This is a genomic window from Kitasatospora setae KM-6054 (assembly GCF_000269985.1).
GTDB lineage: Bacteria > Actinomycetota > Actinomycetes > Streptomycetales > Streptomycetaceae > Kitasatospora > Kitasatospora setae.
Window position 1 is genome coordinate 2,632,167 of the sequence record NC_016109.1, and the last position, 18,629, is coordinate 2,650,795.

Below are 18,629 nucleotides of genomic sequence, written 5' to 3' on the forward strand. Positions count from 1 at the left end.
TAGGATCGGGCGGCCTCGTTCGCAGCACGTTAGGAGAACCGGCATGCTGGTTGGCGAGATCGGGGTCCGACGACTGCCGACGGTCGTGGCTCCCCTGCCGGGAGAGGCCTTGACCAGTTGGTTGCTAGCCGTAATGGAGCTCTCAGGTATCGAAGGCTCGGAAGCCGCGAGACTCTTTGGCCTTGGCGGGGGTCGATTCATGCACGCCACAACGGACGTGTGGCTTCGGAGACTCACAGAGCCCCAGCTCGCCGGGCTATCGCAGAGCACCGGACTCCCGGCAGAGTGGATCTCCGGCCTGACATTCGAGCGGCTGTACTCGAACATCCCGCTGTCGGCTCTACAGGACGGCAGCCGCAACGCATGGCGCTACGGCTACGTCAGCCGCGACCAGATCCGTATTTGCCCAAGCTGTGTAGGTGCGCGGCAAGGGCGTTGGTCTCTCGTCTGGCACCTTCCATGGGTGCTCGTGTGCCCCATCCACAGTCTCTATCTACGGGACGCATGCGACTGCGGCAAGATCTTCAGGCCGCCTCGACGAACAATGGAGGTCGGCACCTGTCCGATCACTGGCAGCGCGCGGGCGAGGACGGAGAAGGGCTGCGGACGGCCGCTCAGCACGCTCCCGGCGGTCTATGTGGAAAACCCTCATCTGATCCGCGCTCAGGAACGCTTGCTCTCGGTCGTGCGGTCCCAACTGGACGCGACCGACATGATGTCGATGACGGCTGACGACGTCTATGCCGTTCTCCTCATGACGCTGGCACGCGGTTCGCTGGCTTCCGTCTCCGGAGTCTCGCCTGCCGCCCAGAAGTCGTTCGAGGACTTCACTGCAACCAACGAGGCGGTGGGCTGGTATGACCTAAGCACTCGGGTGCCAGGGCTGCCGAGGGACGCCCTGTTACTCGAAGCCGCAGTCCTGATGTCCGAACCGGTCCTCACCGCCGATGACCCGCTGGAAGCGGCCAGTGCGATCCTGCCGGTTTCAATGCGTATCGACGGCACGCATGCCCTCAGCGACTGGGTACACACCAACTGGCAGGTCCAGGCGCTCCGGCAGGTAAGCAACCCACTCCGCCCTCTCGCAGAGCTATGCCTTGAATACGCGATCCAGGGCTCGACGTATATCAACCGACAGATGCGGCGGTACTCCGGGTGGAGATCACCGGCTCGTACCGCCAGGGAACGCCGAAGCTCCGCATCGACAGACTGAACACAGCTCAGCCTTCGCCGAGGCCAGCGACCGGCGATCAGGGCGACACAGCCGACCTGGTAGAAAAGCGAGTCATCCTCATGGCGGCGGGGTCGCTCTCGAAGCCGACGGCGCGGTAGAGCGACGCGGAGCCGTCGCTCGCGTACAGCTCGAACAGGGTGCAGCCGTGTTCGGCGAGGTGCTCGACGACTGTCTTGACCACTGCTGTCGCGTACCCGCGGCGCCGGTAGTCCGGGGCTGTGGCTACGGCGTGGATGCGGGCTGCGAGTCCCTTCGGGTACTTGGCGGCCGGCAGGACGCGGTGGATGAGCGCGAGCGCGCACGATGCCAGGCCCCTATCGGGGGCATCGACGACGTAGGCGACGGCATCGTTCTCGTCGGCCAGTCGCTCCGCCAACTGCTCGGTGCAGATCGCCAGCCACTCGGCGTCCATGGGAGCGGAGAGGATCAGCTCGGATCGGAGTCGGGCAATCTCGCTGGCGTCAGCGGGAGTTGCCCTGCGAACGGTGGGAATCGGATGGGCAAGCGGTCCGCTCACGGCGTCGTCCTTTCGGTGTGCTGGTTGTCTCGCTGCGGCGGGACGATCGCTCGGTCGTTCTGCAAGTCCCAGAGCTCGCGTAGGCGACCGGGTTGGTTGACGAGTTCGTCGAAGGTGCCTTGCTGAATGATCTGGCCGTGTTCGAGGACAACGATTCGGTCGGCGATGGACACATTCGCCAGCCGGTGCGTCACCAGGACTACGGCACGGTCCTGGGCGAGTTCACGGAGGTTCGCGAAGATGCGGTGCTCGGCGCGAGGGTCGAGGGCGGAGGTGGGCTCGTCCAGGATCAGCAGGGGGGCCGGGCGGTAGAAGGCGCGGGCGAGGGCGATGCGCTGCCACTGGCCGCCGGAGAGTGCCTCACCACCGGCCCAGTCGCGCGTGAGGAGGGTGTCGAGGCCGCTGCCCAGGTCGTCGATGACGTCGCCCGCGCCGGAGATCTCGCAGGCCTGCCGGATGACCTTGTCGCCGCCCGGGAGCGGCTGGCCCTGGGTGATGTTCTGGCGGGCGGTGAACGGCCAGCGGGCGAAGTCCTGCGGGACGACCGCGGTGTGCTTCCACGCCGCGTGCGGGTCCATGTCGCGGGTGTCCGCGCCGTCCCATCTCACGGCGCCGCCGGTGGGGAGGTAGAGCCCGGCGAGGAGCTTCGAGAGCGTGGTCTTCCCGGAGCCGTTCTCGCCGACCAGGGCGATCACCTCGCCTCGTCGAACGCTGAGGCTGACATCCGTGAGGGCGTCGCGCTCGGCTCCGTCGTACCGGTAGCTCAAGCACTCGACCTGGACCTCGTGGACGCGGTCCACAGCAGTCTCGCCGCGGTTGATCCGATAGCCGCCGGCCTCCGTGAGGAAGTCCGACCAGTCCTGGAAGTACAGTCCGTCGCGGAACATACGGGCTCCGGCGTTCGCGATGCCTCGCGTCCCCGAGGCGACGGACCGGAGCGCGAAGGCCGCTGCCCCGCCGGACGCCGCGGAGAGCCGGCCGGTGGACAGCAGCCAGATCAGAACAGCCCAGACTGCTCCGGAGGCGACGCCGCCGAAGGCCGCGCCGATCAGGGAGGCTCGGGCCCCGAGGGCGGACGAACGGCGCTGAGACTCGTAGAGGCCCGCCGCGACCTGCCGGTACCGGCGCATCAGGAACGGTGTCATTGTCCCGGTGCGGATCTGATCGGCGGTCTCCCGGGCGGAGAGGTGCCAGCGCAGCATGTATCGCATTCGGCTGAGGCTCATGGTGCTGGTGAAGGCCATGCGGGCCGTCCTGGCGGCGTGGATCTGCGCCCAGCCCTGCGGGATGCCGGCAATGACCAGGAGTGGCAGCAGAAGCGGGTGGAAGGCCGCCAGGACGACTGCTCCGGCCACCATGGAGGCCGCCGAGGCGATGAGGTTCTGCCCGGTGGAGAAGAGATCTCCGGCCCACTCGGCGCCCCGTTCGGCGGCGTCCTTGCGGTCGCGGAAGCCTGGGCTGTCGTAGGCGGACAGCTCGACGTTCAGCGTCGCCTCCAGGAACAGGATCTCGGCTTCCTGCTGGACGGCCGGGATGAGCCTGGACGACAGCCAGTTCGTAACGATGCCCAGGATCGCGTGCAGGCCGGTTGCGGACACCAGGATCAGGACGGACACCCACGCGGCCAACAGGTGCTCGACGATCCGGCCGGAGGAGAACAGAGCGCCGATCGTGCCGGCCATCGCGAGGAGGCCCGTTGCCTCCGCGATCCCGGACACCGCCTGACAGAGGAGCAGGCCGATGACTGCTGGCCTGTCGACCCGCCACGCCAGCGCGACGGAGCGTGCCGTGAGGAGCGGCAGTCTCGTCGTCATCTGTCGGAACGTCATGGAAGCCAGGCGCTGCGAGTACTCGTCTCCTTCCTCGATCAGGCCGATTTCATCGTCGTCGGTCATCTCCTGCGACAAGAACATCTCCTTCCGGCGAGGGTGCTGCGAGACGACGGGGGCGGCTGGGAGCTTGGCCGTAGTTGGGTCGGAGAGCAGGACGCTACGCCGGCGCGGCCGGCGCCTCGCCGGGTATCGCACATGCGTACTCGATGTGGTGAATTCGCGGATGCAGCAGGCGAGTTGCCATGGTGTCAGCGTCTGCTCGCGGATAGGCTCGGCTGTCTGTCGTCAGCCTCGTGGGATCAGAAGTGCTCTGGGAGCCATGGCTCCCGGGCGCCGGTGACCGCCACGAGGGTTGTCAATGAGGCGTCGGAGCGGGCCATGACGCCGGCCATGCGGGCCGAGGCTGCGCTGCGGTAGCCGCCTGCGTACCAAACAGCGAACTGGCCTCGGGTGAAGGTCACCTCGCCGTCGGCGCGGTGAGGAGCGAGGTCGGCCGATCCGGCGCAGATCCGCAGTAGGTAGCGGTGGCTGGAGCCGGGGCGCTCGTCGCCGATCTCGACCGGCATCTCAAGGTCGAGTTCAACCGGCCAACCCCGCATCCGGATGGCCCCCTGGAGATCGAGGATGCGGAGCATCCATGGGTGCCAGGCGTCAGCCTTCGCCCGGTGCCGGTGGAGGCCGTGCAGTAGCACCGGGTAGGGCGGCAGCGCGCCGCGCCGGAACTGCACGGTCTCGGCCCGGCTGTTGTATCGCCCGAGGAAGGCCAGCATCGCCGTCGCGCAATCGGGGTCGGCGGCCCAGAAGTCGTGGACCACCAGGTTCATGCCGTGGCGATCACTGCGCTTGGTAGCAAGGGAGATCCAGCCTGCTACAGGGCCACCGGGGTGGTTGAACCGGTAGGTGGTGAGGGCGTTCTTCACCGTCGTCCACGTCGACCACCAATCGGGCCGCCTCACGGGGCCGTTCCACTGGCGGGCGAGCTCCTGTTGGAGGTCAAGGGCGTCCTTGGTCAGACCGTGCTCGATCTCCAGGCCCCCGGAGGCGAAGGAACGCTTCAGGTCATCGGAGCTGACCGACCAGCTGAAGACCGGTACTGGTGCTTCCCAGCCCATATGGCGGGCGTAGCCGTTGGAGACGGTGGAGATGGTGGAGACCACGGCGCCGTGTTCGCGCAGGTGTCGGAGCCGTTCGCGGACCATGTCGGCCGCGAGGCGGTCACCACGTTCCTCGGGGGCGACGCTGCCGGCGGCCAGGCACGCGGCGGGCACTGCGGCACCGCCGAAGAACTGGTCGGCGAGAATGCCCAGGCCTCCGGCGACGACCCGCCCGGCCCGCAGAGCAACACGGACGTCCGCGTGGCCGCGCAGGTGGGTGATGTCGCCGACGGTGTGGCCGAAGGCGCGAGTGGCCATCTCGTCGTACTGCTGGAGGAGGCCGTCGTCGGCCTCGGTGAAGGTGAGGTCGGAATCCACGACGATCCCCTTCTAGTAGTTGGTGGCGTCCCGGACGGCGTCCGGGTCGAGGGGCACCAGGAACGTCCGGGTGAAGGTGACCACCTGCTCGCCGTCCTGGTTGAGCCCGGAGGTGCGGCAGGTAACGATGCCGTCGCCGGGCCGGCTGGCGGACAGCCGACGGCCGGTGATTTCGGTCTCGGCGTAGAGGGTGTCGCCGACGAAGACGGGGTTCTCGAACCTCACGTCGTCCAGGCCCAGGTTGGCCAAGGTCAGGCCGCTGGTGGCGCGCACCGTCATGCCGCCGATGAAGGCGAGGGTGACACCGCTGCACACCAGGATTCGGCCGCGGGCGGTGCGGGCGGCGTAGTGGGCGTCCAGATGGATCGGCGCGGTGTTGCCGGACAGCGCGGTGATCAGCGTGTTGTCGGCCTCGGTGACGGTGCGGCCGGGCCGGTGCTCGATAACCAGGCCCTCGGGGAAGTCGTGGTAGCCGAGGCCGACAATCTCGCGGATGCGGCCTTCGCCGACCAAGCGGTAGCCGGGCGGTAGCGTGGTGGTGCTCAACTCGGCTGCCCCTCTCGCTGGCCATCGGCCTGCTGAAGGAGGTTCTGCGCCCGGGTGAAGAAGGGCCTGCCGACCATCTGGCCGCCGACGGAGGTGATGCTGCTGCCGCTGTCCCGGCCGGCGTCGATGATTGCGCGGGCGTCCGCGATCTCCTGCTCGGAGGGGCTGAACACCTCGGTGATCACCGGCAGTTGCCGGGTGTGAATGGCGCCCTTGCCGTGGAAGCCGAGGGCCTTGGCCCGCTCGGCTTCCACCCGCAGACCGTCGAGGTCGTCCATCTGGAAGTACGGCGAGTCGATCGCGACCAGGCCGGCTGCTGCCGCGCTGTTGGCCACCGCGGAGCGGGCGTGGAGCATCGGCTCCCAGCTCATTCCGCAGCCGAGGGCGGTCGCGTAATCGGCGGTACCGAACACGACGCCGCAGATCCGCGCCGCACGGGTGATCTCCCGGATCTGCTCGATGGCGCGTGGCGTCTCGATGAGGGCGAACAGGTGCGGCCGGTAGTCGCTGGTGTCGAGCGCGCCCGCGACGATGTCGAGGTCGCGCGGGGACTCGACCTTCGGGATGAGCACGATGTCGGGTTTGCTTCCCCAGGCGGCGATGGTCGCGAGGTCCTTGATCCCATCGAGGAGAACGGGGGCGTTCATCCGCACGCCGAGAAGGGCCTGACTGGTCTCATGGCCGTCGAAGAAGCGTTCGGCGATAGTCCTCGCGTGATGCTTCTTGGCGAGGGCGACGGAGTCTTCGAGGTCGACCAGGGCGACGTGGGCGCCGCTGTCCTTGGCGGTGTCGAATCGGTTGACGGCGGGAGCCGGGACGCTGATCCATGCGCGGGCGGCCCGCAGGGCGGCAGGGTGCATGGCGGCGGTCACCGGGCCTGGCGCTTGGTCTCGACCAGCATGGCGAGGCCGCCGATGGTGCGGGCGGCGTGGATCTCGTCCTCGCCGACCTTCACCCCGAGGTGCTCGGAGAGCATCACGGACAGCTCGACCAGGGACAGGGAGTCCAGTCCGGCGTCCTCCAGGGCTGCATCGGCAACGAGCGCGTCGGGCTTCACCCGCAGTTCGCGGACCAGGAGGTCTTCGATGTCGGGGGTGAGGCCGACGGCGGGGTGGTCGGTCATAGCCTTCTCCTTGAGGTGATGGGCGGCTTCGGGAATGAGGTCTTCCTGTCCGGCGATCACCTGGCGGTGGCCGAGTTCGTCGAACAGGTCACCGGGACTGACACCCTCACGGGCGGCGACGTCCAGGACGCGGTTCTTGAAGCCGGAGAACACCCCGGCCCGGCCGCTCATCACGGCAACGGAGTCGATGAACGGCGGAGCGTTCATCAGCCGCTGCTCGGCCACGTCGGCAGCAGCCAGCACCTTGTTGAGGTCGATCCCGGTCGAGTACCCCAGGCGTTCGAGGACCGCCACGAGGACTTCGAGCTGCGTGTTGCCGGCCCCGGCGCCGAAGCCCCGCGCGCAGGCGTCGATGATCCGCGCGCCGGCCCGCACGGCGGCCACCGAGTTGGCGACCGCCATGCCGAGGTTGTTGTGCCCGTGGAAGATGACCGGCACGTCCCCGATGGCTTCGGTGATCGCGGTGATCCGCGCGTGGACGTCCTCGGGCAGGAAGTGCCCGGCGGAGTCGAAGATCCCGACCGCCTTCGCGCCGAAGCGGACCATGAGGGCGCATTGCTCGGCGAGCTGACCGGGCCCGGCCATGTGGCTCATCATCAGGACGCCCTGGGCCTCGCCGCCGTGCTCGGCGACGAAGCCGAGGTGGCGCTCGGTGACGTCGGCTTCGGTGCAGTGCGTGGCGATCCGGAACACCTGCGCACCGTGCTCGAACGCGCCTCGCAGGTCACTGCTGGTGCCCCAGCCGGGGCCCATGAACACGCCCATCCGGGCGTGGGTCAGGGCGTCGCGGACGGTGGTGAGCATTTCGGTGTCGCTCAGTTTGGCCCGGCCGATCTGGAGGGAGGAGGCGCCGAGGCCGTTGCCGTGGCCGACCTCGATGACCGGCACCCCGGCGCGGTCGGCAGCAGTCGCGTAGTCGTGCAGTTGGCTGCGGTCGAGCTGGTGGCGTGCCGCGTGGTGGCCGTCCCGCAGGGTGGGGTCGTGGATCAGTACGGCCGGTGCGGACGGGTTCATGCCGCGGCTCCTTCGGCGAGTACGGAGGCGGCGTGCATCTCGGCCAGATTGATCGCGGCTGCGTTGATGATGTCGAGGTTGCCCGCGTAGGCGGGGATGCGTCCGCCAACTGCGGTGACCTCGACGGCGACGATGACCTTCTCGCTGGCCGCGTCGATGGAGGTCACCGCGTAGCCGGGGGCGAACGCACTGACTTCGTGGGAGGTGGTGGCGACCAGGTTTCGCACCGTGCCCGGGTCGATGTCGGAGGCCAGGACGGTCAGGGTGACGCGGAAGGGCGGCGGCGGGGTGGCGGGGCTGACGTTGACCAGCACCTTCACTTCGGGGGCGCCGGTGAACGCGCGGATGGCGCCTTGGGTGGTGGCGATGTATTCGTCCAGGTTCAGGCGGGTCGCCCGGCCGGCGCTGCGGCTGGCCCCGGTGGAGACCACCTCGACGTACTCGGGCGTGCGGTGTCGGGCTATGGCGTGCAGGAGGGGGACGGCGGCCTGGCCGCCGCAGCTGATCAGGCTGAGGTGACGGCTGGTCAGTGCTTCGGCGGCATTGACCGTCGGCACCGTGGGGATGCCGCTGTTGTGCGGTGTGAGGTCGACGACCAGGGCGCCGGTGGGCTCCAGCAGCCGCCAGTGCTCGGCGTGGGAGTCGGCGTTGGAGGCGTCGAAGACGAGGTCGACGTGCTGGCCGGAGTCCAGCAGCGCGGCGGCACCGCCGGCTGTCGTGGCAAGGCCCATCGCGGCGGCCTGCCGGAGTCCGGTGTTCTGGCTGTCGCGGCCGACGACCAGCACACAGTCGAGAGACGGAGACCGGTCGATCTTGTGCAGCAGGTCGATGCCGATGAGGCCGGCACCGAGGACGGCGACCTTCAGCGGGGTGGTCGTGGACATGGGTCTCCCCAGGAACGGCGGACGAGGAAGAGGGGTGGGGCGTCAGCGCGCCCGGAACCACACCGGGGGAAGGTGCGGGCTGGACGCCCGGACGGTCGTCCCCGGCTGGAGGGGAATGCTCGCGTGGACCGAGCCGGGCAGGACTACGTCACCGGCGCTCAGGCCGGAGCCGAGGGCAGTCAGGCGCTGGGCGAGCCAGACGAGGGGCCGCAGCGGATCGCCGAGGACGTCGCGGCCGTACCCGGTGGAGGCGAGCGCGTCGTCGATGTGCACTTCGATGCGTTCGGCGCCGAGGTCCGCGAGCCGGTCGGCGACCACCGGCGGGCCGGTCACGAAGCGGGCGGCGGAGGCGTTGTCGGCGACGCTGTCCTCCAGGGTGATCTGCCAGTCGCCGTAGCGGGTGTCGATGACCTCCAGGGCCAAGAACACCTCGGACACCGCGGCACGGACAGCGGCCAGGTCCACGTGCGGCCCCGCCAGATCAGCGCCGAGTCGGACCGCGATCTCGGCTTCGACGCGCGGGGCCAGCAGACGTCCCATCAGTAGGTCACCGCCGAGGGGAACCTGCATGTCGGCGAGGAGCACTCCGGAGTCCGGCTCGCTCACGCCCATCTGCCGCTGCATCGCCGCGGAGGTCAGGCCGATCTTGTGCCCGACCGGGCGGCCCCCGGCGGTGAGCCGCAGGCCAATCCCGTGCTGCTGGATGCGGTACGCCAGGTCCAGGTCGAGGCCCGGTACCTGCCGGGCCATGGCCTGGGTCGGGAGTCCGGAGAGCTCGGCAGCACGCAGTTCATGCGCCGCCTCGCCCTCCAGGGCTATGGCCGTCCTACCGGTCTCACTCATCGGACCTCCAGGCGGCGTACCGCTCCAGCAGGGGCGCGAGGTAGTCGACGTGCTGGCCGACTGCCGACTCCAGCTCGCCGGGGAAAGCGGCCAGCGTGAGTTCGTCCAGCTCCGGGGTGCTGCCCCGGGAGAGCTCGGAGGCCACCAGCGCGGCGAACTTCTCGTGCACGTCCTTCTCCGACAGCGCCGGGGCGAGGTAGTGCACCCCGATGTTGCCGTTTTCGCCGCGCGTGATCGCCAGCAGCGTGAGCTGGTCCGGGGCTGCGGTGATGCCGACCTCCTCAGCCAGCTCCTTCACGCCCTGGCGCCGCAGCTCTGTCTCGTCCAACTCGGTGCCCGGCTGCGGCGGTTCGACGTTGCCGCCCGGGAGCTGCCAGCGGCCCGGGGCCGCCGTCGACCCGGACATCCGGCCGATGACCAGTCGGCCGTCCTCCACCGGCTGCGCGACACTGACGAACACCGAGGACACCACCGGGGCGCCGGGGACACGGCGGAGCGCGAAGCGACGGTAGGTGGTGCGGGCCCAGGAAAGCTCCACCTGCCGGTCGTACTGCTCCAGGGCGGTGCACACCACGGCCGGGCCGTCGAACAGCGACGGGTTCGCCTGGGCGGCCTTCTCCCACATCCGGTCCATGGCGGCCTCGTGCTCGGCCGACAGGGCGGGGGCGGCGGTCTCGGCGAGCCTCACTGCGGTGGGGATGAGGACTTCGACAGCGTGGTCTCGTACGGGGAAGAGCTTCAACGGTGGGGTTCCCTTCGGGAGTTGGGCGGCATCGGGGCGGTTCCTCTCGTTCAACGTCGACGTATGAGAACAGGTGGCGGTGCTGACCGCGAGATCTGCGCTGTTCCGTCCGGTGCGCCTACCGATGGGACGCCGGGCGAGGTCTGTGCTCTTCGGGCAGCCTCGATGATCAGGAAGCTCTGGCCGCCGTGAGATCGCCAAGCCGGTGCTCGGCCTGGGTGAGCGGCTCAGGTCCGACCGTTGCCCAGATGCTCTTGCCGGATCGGTTCCGGCACCAACCGCATGCGGTGGACGATGCAACGGTCAGAGCAAGGCCGCGCCCGGATTCGTCGGTGTCGCCAGCCTCTGTCAGCGTCGGCCCTACGGGGCTCGCGTCGGAGACGATCACGGCCACGGTCCCGCCGCTGGACCAGATGAGGAGGTCGACCATGTCGAGTATCGGCTTGCCGTGGCGGAGGGCGTTGCCCACCAGCTCCGTCACCAGGAGGCAGACGACGAACGCCTGTTCTGCATCCTCGGGATACTCCCATTCGGTGAGCTTGCGCCGGACGTAGCCGCGAAGTCGTGTGACGCCGTCCTCCTGCTGGACGTCCACGCTCCAACGCGCCCAGGTGGCACCCAGGGGTTGTACGGGTGGCGGCTGCTCGATCATGTGGGCACCCCTTTCGGGCTACGGCGGGCAGGGGAACTTCCCAGATCGCCCCGGACGTCTTGCCTGCCAACTCAGTGAACCTCCGGCCGCACGCCGGCGGTATGGCCTCGAATCCGTGGTCCTGTTCAATCCGTTCAACGGGTTCAACCAGCATGAGCTGGTGGCGGATTGGAGTGATGAGTAGACGGAAGTACCGCGTCGGAGCCGCTCGGAGCACCGGTGCCTCAGCTGTACGGTTCGACGTCCGAGGAGGATGCCGGCGCCATGCCGTGAGGGCCCGTGCGGTGGTCGAGCTGGTTGTGCACGGAGGCGCCCAGGAGGGTGATCACGGCCGCGTTGCCGAGCGCCCATAAGCCGGCAAGCGCCGCCCCCACAGGGTCTCGATGCCGTCCACGGTGCCGCCCGCAAGCGGTGAGGCTGCTGTCGATGGGTGCGGTACGGACTGGCACAGGCATGCGAATCACGCTCCCCACGTACGAAGTTGGCTTGCCACGGATCGAACTGGGAAGGAATCGAATCATTGAGTCCACCTGCCCCCTGTGGCGTGACTCACAGTCAACTAGCCTGTGCGGTACGTACGGGAGTTGCCAGGCGTGTGCCAGATGTAGGCCAGGTTGTAGTCCAGGGAGTGGTGCGATGTCGGGGGGACGGCCCATCGCAGAGCAGATCACCGAGGCCCGAGAGAAACGCGGCTGGTCCAAGGCGCGCTTAGCGCGCGAACTCGGAGCCGCCGAGGGTCGCGGCGGCGACGGGCCCGGCCGGCACGCAGTGTGGCGCTGGGAGAAGGGAGACGACCGGACTCCCGACTACTGGCTTCCCTACCTTGTCAAGGTCCTTGGGCTTCAACTCGAAGCCCCGCAGGGAAGATCCAGTGAAGATGCAAGCCCAGTACGGCCCGGCGATACCGTGGCCTCAGTGATCGAGCTGGGGAGGAGCGACGACGTGGACCGCCGTACGTTCATGACCGCATCGGGCGGATACGCCCTCGCCGCCCTCGGGCTGCCGGACCTCGACGGCATCACCCGCAGGACACGCGCGCAGAGCGAATCCGCGGTGAAGGTCGGCCGCGGCGAGGTCGCGGCGGTCCGGACCATGATCAAGTCGCTGGGTGACGCGGCAGCGGAGATCGGCGGCGGCCACGCGCGCTCCACCGCCGTCCACTACCTGACCACCTCCGTCTCGAAGTGGCTCAGCGGCTCCTGGACCGAAGAAGTCGGGCGCGACCTGTACGGCGCCACGTCCCAACTGGTCCACCTGATCGGTTGGATGGCCCAGGACGAAGGAGACCACGGCTTCGCGCAGCGCTACTACGCCCACGCCTTCCGGCTTGCTGCCGAAGCCGGCGACGCCGAGCTCTCCGCGACCGCGTTGCGAGGACTCGCCGTCCAGGCGATCGACCTCGGCTACCGGGCCGCCGCCGTCCAGATCGCCGAGGAGTGCGTCGACCAGGCCAAGCGCTTGGACGACCCCAAGGCACTCGCCTACTACGAGACGACCCTCGCCGACGCCGCGGCCCAGGACGACGACCGCAAGACCGCCACGCAGATGCTCAGCGCCTCACAGGCCCACATCGAGCGAGCATCCACCGAGGCAGGCGACTCGTGGGCCTCGCACTTCAGCATCGGCCGGTGGGCCCACCACTCCGGCATGATCCTCGCGCGCCTCGGGGACTACGACGCAGCACAGGACCACCTTCACCACTCGCTCGACATCCACGGACTCGACCGCCAACGAAGCCGTGCCATCGTTCTGGCCGACCTCGGCACCGTCCAGTTCCGGCAGGAGAACTACGAAGCCGCCATCTCCACGTGGGGCGACTTCCTAGACTGCGCGAACGGGGTGAGGTCCATCAAGGTCTCCGACGCCGTTGACGACATGCAGGCGCGGCTCCGCCGCATCCGCGGCGTACACGGCGCCGAAGACCTCAGCGAGCGGGCCGCCAACATGACCTGAGCCTCGCGGTCGCGCGCCGTGCGGTCCTCTCGACCCTTCAAGATCATGACGAGGTGAATCAGGTGACGGACGGCAACCCGCTGAACCTGGGCGTGGTGGTGTTGACCATGGGAAACCGCCCCGAGGAGCTGCAAGCACTCCTTGAGTCGGTCCGGTCTCAGGAAGGCGAAGGAGAAGTCACCACCGTTGTACTCGGCCAAGGCGTCGAGCTTCCCGCGCTTCCTGACGGGGTCGCGGCAGTGGAGCTACCGAAGAACCTGGGCATCCCGGGTGGCCGCAACGCCGGCGTGCAGTGGCTCCGAGACCATGCGAAGCCAGATGTCGTCGTGGTCCTCGACGATGACGGCCTCCTCCCCGCCACGGACACGTTCGAGCTGCTGCGGGACGCCTTCGCCGAGAACCCGAGTCTGGGCATCGTCAGCTTCCGAATCGCCGACGAGGACGGCCGTACTCAGCGTCGACACGTCCCACGCTTCGGCTCCTCCGACCCGCTCCGCTCAGGCGCGGTCACCACTTTCCTCGGTGGCGCGCACGCCATCCGCATGCCGGTCATCGACCAGGTCGGCGACTTCCCAGCGGTGTTCTTCTACGCCCATGAGGAGACCGACTTCGCCTGGCGAGCCCTGGACGCCGGGTGGCAGATCCACTACCGGGCCGACCTGGTACTCCGCCACCCTCGCACCGACCCGGCCCGGCACGCCCTCTACTACCGGCTGACCGCGCGCAACCGGGTGTGGCTCGCCAAACGCCACCTGCCGGCCCCGCTGGTTCCGCTGTACCTCACCTCGTGGGCGCTCTACACGCTGGCAAGACGACCGCCGATGTCCGGTCTGTCAGCGTGGTGGGGCGGCTTCTTCGAGGGCCTGCGCGTCCCATGCCCGCCGCGACGGCCGATCAGGTGGGCCACGGTGTGGCGCATGACCAAACTCGGCCGTCCGCCGGTGATCTGACGCGCCGATCGAACACGATCCCGTTCAATCCATTCAAGATCATTAGAGGAGGCGTGAGTTGACCGCCGACAAGGAGAAGAACGAGGCACTGGCGTCCTTGATCGCGGAAATCGGATGCACCTATGCCGCTCTGGCCAGGGAAATTCGCCTCGTTGCGGCCGAAGCCGGCGAGACCGTTCGTACTGGGCCGTCTGCCGTGCACTTCTGGGTCTCAGGAGGCACCCCGAACCCGGCTACCGTCAAGTATCTCGCCGAAGCTCTCAGCAGAAAGGCCAAGCGCAAGGTCACCCCTACCGAGATCGGTCTACGCTCCGAAGGAATCGGCGAGGCCCTGTCTCCAGACCCACTGGCCACAGCCGTAGATCTCGGGAGACTCGTCATGAACCGCCGCCGCGACTTCCTCGCCCTCGCCTTCTCCGCCGCAGCCGTTGGCCTTCCCCTCACCTACGACCACACGGCGGCGGCCTCAAGCCTCCGGACAGCGAAGGCCGAGGGAAGGATCAGCGCCGAGACGGTCGCCACGGTCCGGTTCCTGACCGAGAGCTTCCGGAGCGCCGACGAACGACTCGGTGGAGGCCACGGCCTGGCCATGGTGGCCTCCTACCTGATCGACGACGTCATGCCGATGCTCAAGGCGAACTACACATCCGCCATCGTCCGCGCGAGCGCCTTCGGCGCCGCCGCCGAGCTGGCGACTCTGGTCGGTTGGAAGCACCACGATCTCGGACGTGAAGGAGCCGCCCAGCAGTTCTACCTGCTCGGATTCCAGCTGGCCTCCGAAGCGGACTCGCAGGGCCACGCCGCATGGATGATGCGGGCGCTCACACATCAGGCACTCGACCTCGGACAGACGAAGCATTGCGTCGACCTGGCGGAAGCGGCTCTCGCCGCGGCGCGGGGGAAAGTCGACCGCGGGACCGAAGCCCTGCTGTTGGTGACCGCTGCCCGCGCGTACGGCGCAGGAGGACGGCCCCGGGATGCCGCCCGCGCCATCCTGGGTGCCGAGGACGCCATGACCGCCAACTCGGGTGATCAACTGCCGACCTATGCCGCCGCATCGGGCCCCGTCGCCTCGACCGTTGCCTCGCACATGGGCAAGACCCTGACCGAGATGAAGGACCACCAGGCCGCAGAACGCCACTACCGAACCGCCCTGGACGGCCGGCTCGCCGAGTCCTACCGCCGCGTTCGCGGCCTCACCGTCTCGAACCTCGCCAAGACGGTCGCCGCCCAAGGCCGGCACGAGGAGGCCGTCGGACTCTGGGGTGAAGGACTTGACCTGATGGACGGTGTCGCGTCCAAGAGGGCAGCCGCAGAACTCAGGTCGGTCCGATCGACCATGGCCGTCTACTCCAGGCGCGGCATCCCAGGAGCCGCTGATCTCGGCCACCGTGCAGCATCCCTGATTCGCCTGTGACAAGGACTGCTCCCGTCACCCGTCCCGGCCCCATAGGCCGGGACGGCGTTCCCGGCGCACTGGGCCGGGGTCCGCTGACCGGTGGACGTGGTGCTGGCAGTTACCCGATGAGTTCGGCGAAGAAGTCGTTGAGCATCCTCTCCGGATTCTCGCTGTCCATGAACTCCCAACCACCGAAGCGGTACAGCTCGTAGCCTTGAAGGGTGAGGCGTCGGCTGTCCCGTGCCATCTTGGCGTAGGCCCTCGGATCGGCCCTTCCGCCCGTGGTCGCATGGTGCGTCTTGCCGTCGATTTCCAGGATGACTCGCCGTCCTCCGGGAAGGAACATCATGAAATCCCGGACCTGGCTGTCGAGGACGCGGCGTCCTTCCTGGTCCCGCTGCTTCTGAGTCAGCGGGTCGTAGTGCAGGTACACCTGCGGCAGGATCGCCGGCACGCTGCCAAATCCTTTAGAGCGAGCCAACTGCCAGTACACACGAAGGAGTTGGCGCTCCGGCTCGCTGTTGGGGCATGACTCCTCCAGGCGTACCTCCAACCGTGCCAGCCGGGCCCCCGGGTCGAGGATGATGTTCTCGTCGCGTCGCCCCCACCATTCGATCAGATCCGCTGCGGTCAGACCCTCGGCCGTGATCGCCCTGTCGTACAGGAGGCAGTGCTCGGCGTTCTTGGTGATGGCGATGATCCCCTTGGCGACATCGGTCATCACGATCTCCGGCTTGTACCTCGCAGCGAAGATCACGTTCCTCAAGTCGCCGTTGGGGCCGCGGTACCCGGCCGTGGACATCTGCCTTTCGTGATCCGCAAGCTCGGTCAGGATCGGCTCGCAGAGATCGGCGATGCTCCCCAGTTGGCCATTCTCCCGATCGACCTCCCAGTAGCCTCGCCGCGTCCGGAACGGCAGCCGGTGTGCAACCCCGAGCCGGCCGAGGACCGCGTCGAGGCAGCGCAGGACGTCGGCGGTCTCCTGATCGTCGAGCTGGCTGTGGGGCTGGCGGCTCTGTATATCCTCCTCGATCAGGCAGACCATGTGGTAAGCCACATCCGCGTCCGGGTGGGTGGCGACGGGACCCCGCCGCAGCTTGTTCACCAGCTCACGGTTCAGGCGTTTGACGGTCCCCTCGCCCCACCCGCTTGGTGTCATCACGAACAGATCGTCCGGGTTCACTTCGCGCCCTCCCTCGGCACCTCGCGCAGCTCGATGAGGATACGTGGGAGGCCCGACAACCGAGCTGCCATTGGCCGGATCGCAGCAACTCGGCTCAGGTCACGGCAGTGGGTCCCAGGTAGCCAGGGGGAGGCCGTGAGCCATCCAGCTTGCGCACTCTAAGCCAGGTCAGACATTCGTCCCGTGCCGGAGGAGCTGCCGGAGTCGATGCTGACGCTCTTCCTCGGGAGTTGGTCGCTGATGGAGGAGTTCGGCCTGCTCGTCGGCTTCGGCGGTGGCGTGCATCTGAGCGATGAGGGTTTCCTCGCGGCGCTCGATGGTCGCCATGGCGTCGGAGAGACCGCGTTGCGGCCTCGGGTCGTACCGCAGAGCGCGGGCGGCCGTGGCGGTGACCTCGGGGTCCGGCCGGGAGGAGCCGACGTACTCTTCCGGAACGAGGTCGGCTGGCTCTGCCTCGCGGGGCGGGATTGTGCGCTGGGCGCGCCGGAGAAGCTCAACCTGGCGCTCCAGGCGCCTGGTCCGTTCCCGGTCCGGGTTGTCACGGGTGAAGCCGGCCGTTGCCCAGGAGGGAAGTGCTGCGGTCTCGCCGCGGGTCGCCTTCTCGACGAGGACCTGGATGGCGCTGGCGGCGATCGGTGCGAACGCCGCGAGGCTGATGGTCGGTGGTAGCCATGCCTGGCGCCGCATCCCGGGGAAGGGAGCGGACCAGCGGTCTGCCTGACAGGCGTAGACGGTGAGCTTGCTGATGCCGCTGGGGAGGCTTTCGGCTTTCCCGAGGAGGGTGAGGTCGAAGAGGCGGCTGTCGGCCCAGGTGCCGGCGAGGAGATCGAGCGCGGTCCGTTCGGCGGTGGCTCCGCGCGGTACCGGCTCCCACAGGATGGAGAGCTGGCCTTCGTGGCCGGTGAGGAAGGCGTTACGGGCGTCGTCGCACATGAGGATGTGGCCGCCCTTGTTCATGATCAGGATGGCCACCCCGGCAAGCGGCAGCCTGAGTGCCTGGCGTCGACGGTCCGTCATGTCCCAAATGTACGTCTCGCCAGGATTGGCCCGCGGGTGATTCGACCCCCTGTCGGAATTTCTCGGATATCCGGGAAGCGCTTCCCCCGTTAAATCGAACACGAATACGATTGATGAGTCGGTCAGCGCACCTTTCTCGCGCACCGGCTTCGATCAAATCTTCATGAAGGGTTCCGTATGCTCGCCCGGCGCTTACCAATTGCCCCAGCGCCCGTCGCTGGTGAATGGCTCGGGTCCTGGGTCGGGCGAGCGGCATTCACGCTCGGGCTGTCGCAGGCCCAGTTCCTCCGAACGGTCGGCGTCTCGGACGCCGGGTCGCTGCCCAGTCACGGGATAGCGGTGACGGACTCGACGGCCGCCCACCTCGCCGAAGCAACCGGCCTCACTCCCGCGACGGTCACTGCGATGACGTTCGAGCCCTACGCGGCAGCGATCGACATCCCGGACCGGCCACTGAAGCCGGCGCAGCTCAGGCAGTGGCAGGCCGGACAGTGGGTCAGCGTCTTCGCATCGCGGTTCTGCCCTCTGTGCGTGGCGGATCTGCCAGTTCTCAAGACGAAGTGGAGGTTCGGCCTGGTCGGCGTGTGCCGTGTGCACCATGTGCTGCTGGTCGACGTCTGTCCTGCCTGTGGACGCCGACCACGGTCTGTGCAGTCACGGCAGATCGGTCGCGTAGCAGCTTCCCCGACTCCCCTCGACCCCGCGCAGTGCGGGAACCTGATCACCGGTCCTGGCCGCATTGACGGCCGCTGTCGGCAGACGCTGGGAGCCGTCGAAACCGTGATCGTCAGGCAGACAGTGGCGGACCGTCAGCACGCGGTCCTGGGAGGTATGGACAGCCGCCACCGAGCTCTGTGGGGCCGCCGCGAAGAGCCATGGGTGGTGGCCCGCACAGGACGGTTCCTTGTCGCGCTGGTCAGGGCGGTAGCGATACCTGGCGAAGTCGAGGCGCTGCTGCCCGATGATGCTGTCGCCGACGCGGTGCCCGTGATCCTACGATCGGTACGTCCCAGTGAGTTGTTGTCGGGCCCGCTCTCCGCGGTGGAGGCAGCGGCCCTCACCTCGCTCCTCGCCGCCTTGTTTGCTGACGCTGAAGCCCTGTCGTCGGGCGGCTTCGTACAGCGGTGGCTGGCGCGGGCGAGGCGGTCGGGCGTGTTGCAGGGGCTCTCTCGGGAGGGGGCGGTGGATGGTGTGTCGGCGCCTGTGGCGAGACTGGTGGATCACGTCTGGGAGGGGAGCCGAGGGTGAGTGGGAGGATTCGGCCGATC

17 protein-coding genes and 1 pseudogene are annotated in these 18,629 nt (G+C 68.3%); 5 read left to right on the plus strand and 13 right to left on the minus strand.

Features of this window, described 5'->3' with window-relative positions; genetic code table 11:
* Positions 1 to 43: 43 nt before the first annotated feature.
* Positions 44 to 1,213 (plus strand): TniQ family protein, encoded by a 1,170-nt coding sequence (locus KSE_RS39910; RefSeq protein WP_014135499.1) that lies wholly within the window; start codon positions 44 to 46, stop codon positions 1,211 to 1,213.
* Between the two features lie 37 nt (positions 1,214 to 1,250).
* On the opposite strand, the gene KSE_RS11615 is transcribed toward KSE_RS39910, so the two are convergent.
* From KSE_RS11615 to KSE_RS11660, 11 genes and pseudogenes are all read right to left on the minus strand, one after another.
* Positions 1,251 to 1,751 (minus strand): GNAT family N-acetyltransferase, encoded by a 501-nt coding sequence (locus KSE_RS11615; RefSeq protein WP_051055184.1) that lies wholly within the window; start codon positions 1,749 to 1,751, stop codon positions 1,251 to 1,253.
* Positions 1,748 to 3,664 carry an ABC transporter ATP-binding protein gene (locus tag KSE_RS11620; protein WP_106437645.1) on the minus strand — a complete coding sequence of 639 codons (1,917 nt, stop codon included), beginning with the start codon at positions 3,662 to 3,664 and terminating at the stop codon, positions 1,748 to 1,750. Before KSE_RS11620 ends, KSE_RS11615 begins: the two co-directional genes overlap by 4 nt.
* A gap of 218 nt (positions 3,665 to 3,882) precedes the next feature.
* Positions 3,883 to 5,055: a GNAT family N-acetyltransferase gene (locus tag KSE_RS11625; protein ID WP_014135502.1), complete on the minus strand. Its 1,173-nt coding sequence runs from the start codon at positions 5,053 to 5,055 to the stop codon at positions 3,883 to 3,885.
* Between the two features lie 12 nt (positions 5,056 to 5,067).
* On the minus strand, positions 5,068 to 5,601 hold the full coding sequence (locus KSE_RS11630; RefSeq protein WP_014135503.1) for a MaoC family dehydratase: 534 nt from the start codon (positions 5,599 to 5,601) through the stop codon (positions 5,068 to 5,070).
* On the minus strand, positions 5,598 to 6,473 hold the full coding sequence (locus KSE_RS11635; RefSeq protein ID WP_014135504.1) for an HpcH/HpaI aldolase/citrate lyase family protein: 876 nt from the start codon (positions 6,471 to 6,473) through the stop codon (positions 5,598 to 5,600). The genes KSE_RS11630 and KSE_RS11635 overlap by 4 nt, the downstream gene beginning before the upstream one ends.
* The gene (locus tag KSE_RS44550) at positions 6,470 to 6,724 is read right to left on the minus strand and encodes an acyl carrier protein (RefSeq protein WP_231873358.1); all 255 of its coding nucleotides are present in this window, start codon (positions 6,722 to 6,724) and stop codon (positions 6,470 to 6,472) included. The genes KSE_RS11635 and KSE_RS44550 overlap by 4 nt, the downstream gene beginning before the upstream one ends.
* A 3-nt stretch (positions 6,725 to 6,727) precedes the next feature.
* Positions 6,728 to 7,738: pseudogene (gene dmpG / locus KSE_RS11640) on the minus strand (4-hydroxy-2-oxovalerate aldolase); the annotation flags it as partial.
* On the minus strand, positions 7,735 to 8,622 hold the full coding sequence (locus KSE_RS11645) for an acetylating acetaldehyde dehydrogenase (protein WP_014135506.1): 888 nt from the start codon (positions 8,620 to 8,622) through the stop codon (positions 7,735 to 7,737). The pseudogene dmpG and the gene KSE_RS11645, both read right to left, overlap by 4 nt.
* Before the next feature lie 42 nt (positions 8,623 to 8,664).
* Positions 8,665 to 9,465 (minus strand): 2-keto-4-pentenoate hydratase, encoded by an 801-nt coding sequence (locus tag KSE_RS11650; RefSeq protein ID WP_014135507.1) that lies wholly within the window; start codon positions 9,463 to 9,465, stop codon positions 8,665 to 8,667.
* Positions 9,458 to 10,153, minus strand: coding sequence for an NUDIX domain-containing protein (locus tag KSE_RS11655; protein WP_231873159.1), 696 nt, complete (start codon positions 10,151 to 10,153; stop codon positions 9,458 to 9,460). The genes KSE_RS11650 and KSE_RS11655 overlap by 8 nt, the downstream gene beginning before the upstream one ends.
* Before the next feature lie 223 nt (positions 10,154 to 10,376).
* Positions 10,377 to 10,859: an ATP-binding protein gene (locus tag KSE_RS11660; protein WP_014135509.1), complete on the minus strand. Its 483-nt coding sequence runs from the start codon at positions 10,857 to 10,859 to the stop codon at positions 10,377 to 10,379.
* A 915-nt stretch (positions 10,860 to 11,774) separates the two neighbouring features.
* Here KSE_RS11660 and KSE_RS11665 point away from each other — a divergent pair.
* The 3 genes from KSE_RS11665 to KSE_RS11675 all read left to right on the plus strand — a co-directional run bounded on the left by KSE_RS11665 (position 11,775) and on the right by KSE_RS11675 (position 15,179).
* Complete coding sequence (locus KSE_RS11665) at positions 11,775 to 12,812, plus strand: tetratricopeptide repeat protein (RefSeq protein ID WP_231873160.1); 1,038 nt, start codon at positions 11,775 to 11,777, stop codon at positions 12,810 to 12,812.
* Between the two features lie 107 nt (positions 12,813 to 12,919).
* Positions 12,920 to 13,762, plus strand: coding sequence for a glycosyltransferase family 2 protein (locus tag KSE_RS11670; protein WP_051055789.1), 843 nt, complete (start codon positions 12,920 to 12,922; stop codon positions 13,760 to 13,762).
* Between the two features lie 58 nt (positions 13,763 to 13,820).
* Entirely contained in the window at positions 13,821 to 15,179 is a 1,359-nt protein-coding gene (locus KSE_RS11675) for a tetratricopeptide repeat protein (protein WP_033258055.1), read from the plus strand.
* Positions 15,180 to 15,279: 100 nt separating this feature from the next.
* Here KSE_RS11675 and KSE_RS11680 read toward each other — a convergent pair whose 3' ends face one another.
* Entirely contained in the window at positions 15,280 to 16,344 is a 1,065-nt protein-coding gene (locus tag KSE_RS11680; protein ID WP_051055187.1) for a hypothetical protein, read from the minus strand.
* 168 nt (positions 16,345 to 16,512) lie between these two features.
* Complete coding sequence (locus KSE_RS11685; RefSeq protein WP_014135515.1) at positions 16,513 to 17,361, minus strand: hypothetical protein; 849 nt, start codon at positions 17,359 to 17,361, stop codon at positions 16,513 to 16,515.
* 177 nt (positions 17,362 to 17,538) lie between these two features.
* On the opposite strand from KSE_RS11685, the gene KSE_RS11690 reads away from it, so the two are divergent.
* The gene (locus KSE_RS11690; protein ID WP_014135516.1) at positions 17,539 to 18,609 is read left to right on the plus strand and encodes a TniQ family protein; all 1,071 of its coding nucleotides are present in this window, start codon (positions 17,539 to 17,541) and stop codon (positions 18,607 to 18,609) included.
* Positions 18,610 to 18,629 lie beyond the last annotated feature (20 nt).

Bases quoted from the DNA above. Each gene is read 5' to 3' on its own strand.
- KSE_RS11670 (WP_051055789.1), top strand. From the start codon at position 12,920: ATGGGAAACCGCCCCGAGGAGCTGCAAGCACTCCTTGAGTCGGTCCGG.
- KSE_RS11690 (WP_014135516.1), top strand. From the start codon at position 17,539: ATGCTCGCCCGGCGCTTACCAATTGCCCCAGCGCCCGTCGCTGGTGAA.
- KSE_RS11650 (WP_014135507.1), bottom strand. From the start codon at position 9,465: ATGAGTGAGACCGGTAGGACGGCCATAGCCCTGGAGGGCGAGGCGGCG.
- KSE_RS44550 (WP_231873358.1), bottom strand. From the start codon at position 6,724: ATGACCGACCACCCCGCCGTCGGCCTCACCCCCGACATCGAAGACCTC.
- KSE_RS39910 (WP_014135499.1), top strand. From the start codon at position 44: ATGCTGGTTGGCGAGATCGGGGTCCGACGACTGCCGACGGTCGTGGCT.
- KSE_RS11685 (WP_014135515.1), bottom strand. From the start codon at position 17,361: ATGACGGACCGTCGACGCCAGGCACTCAGGCTGCCGCTTGCCGGGGTG.
- KSE_RS11660 (WP_014135509.1), bottom strand. From the start codon at position 10,859: ATGATCGAGCAGCCGCCACCCGTACAACCCCTGGGTGCCACCTGGGCG.
- KSE_RS11620 (WP_106437645.1), bottom strand. From the start codon at position 3,664: ATGTTCTTGTCGCAGGAGATGACCGACGACGATGAAATCGGCCTGATC.
- KSE_RS11645 (WP_014135506.1), bottom strand. From the start codon at position 8,622: ATGTCCACGACCACCCCGCTGAAGGTCGCCGTCCTCGGTGCCGGCCTC.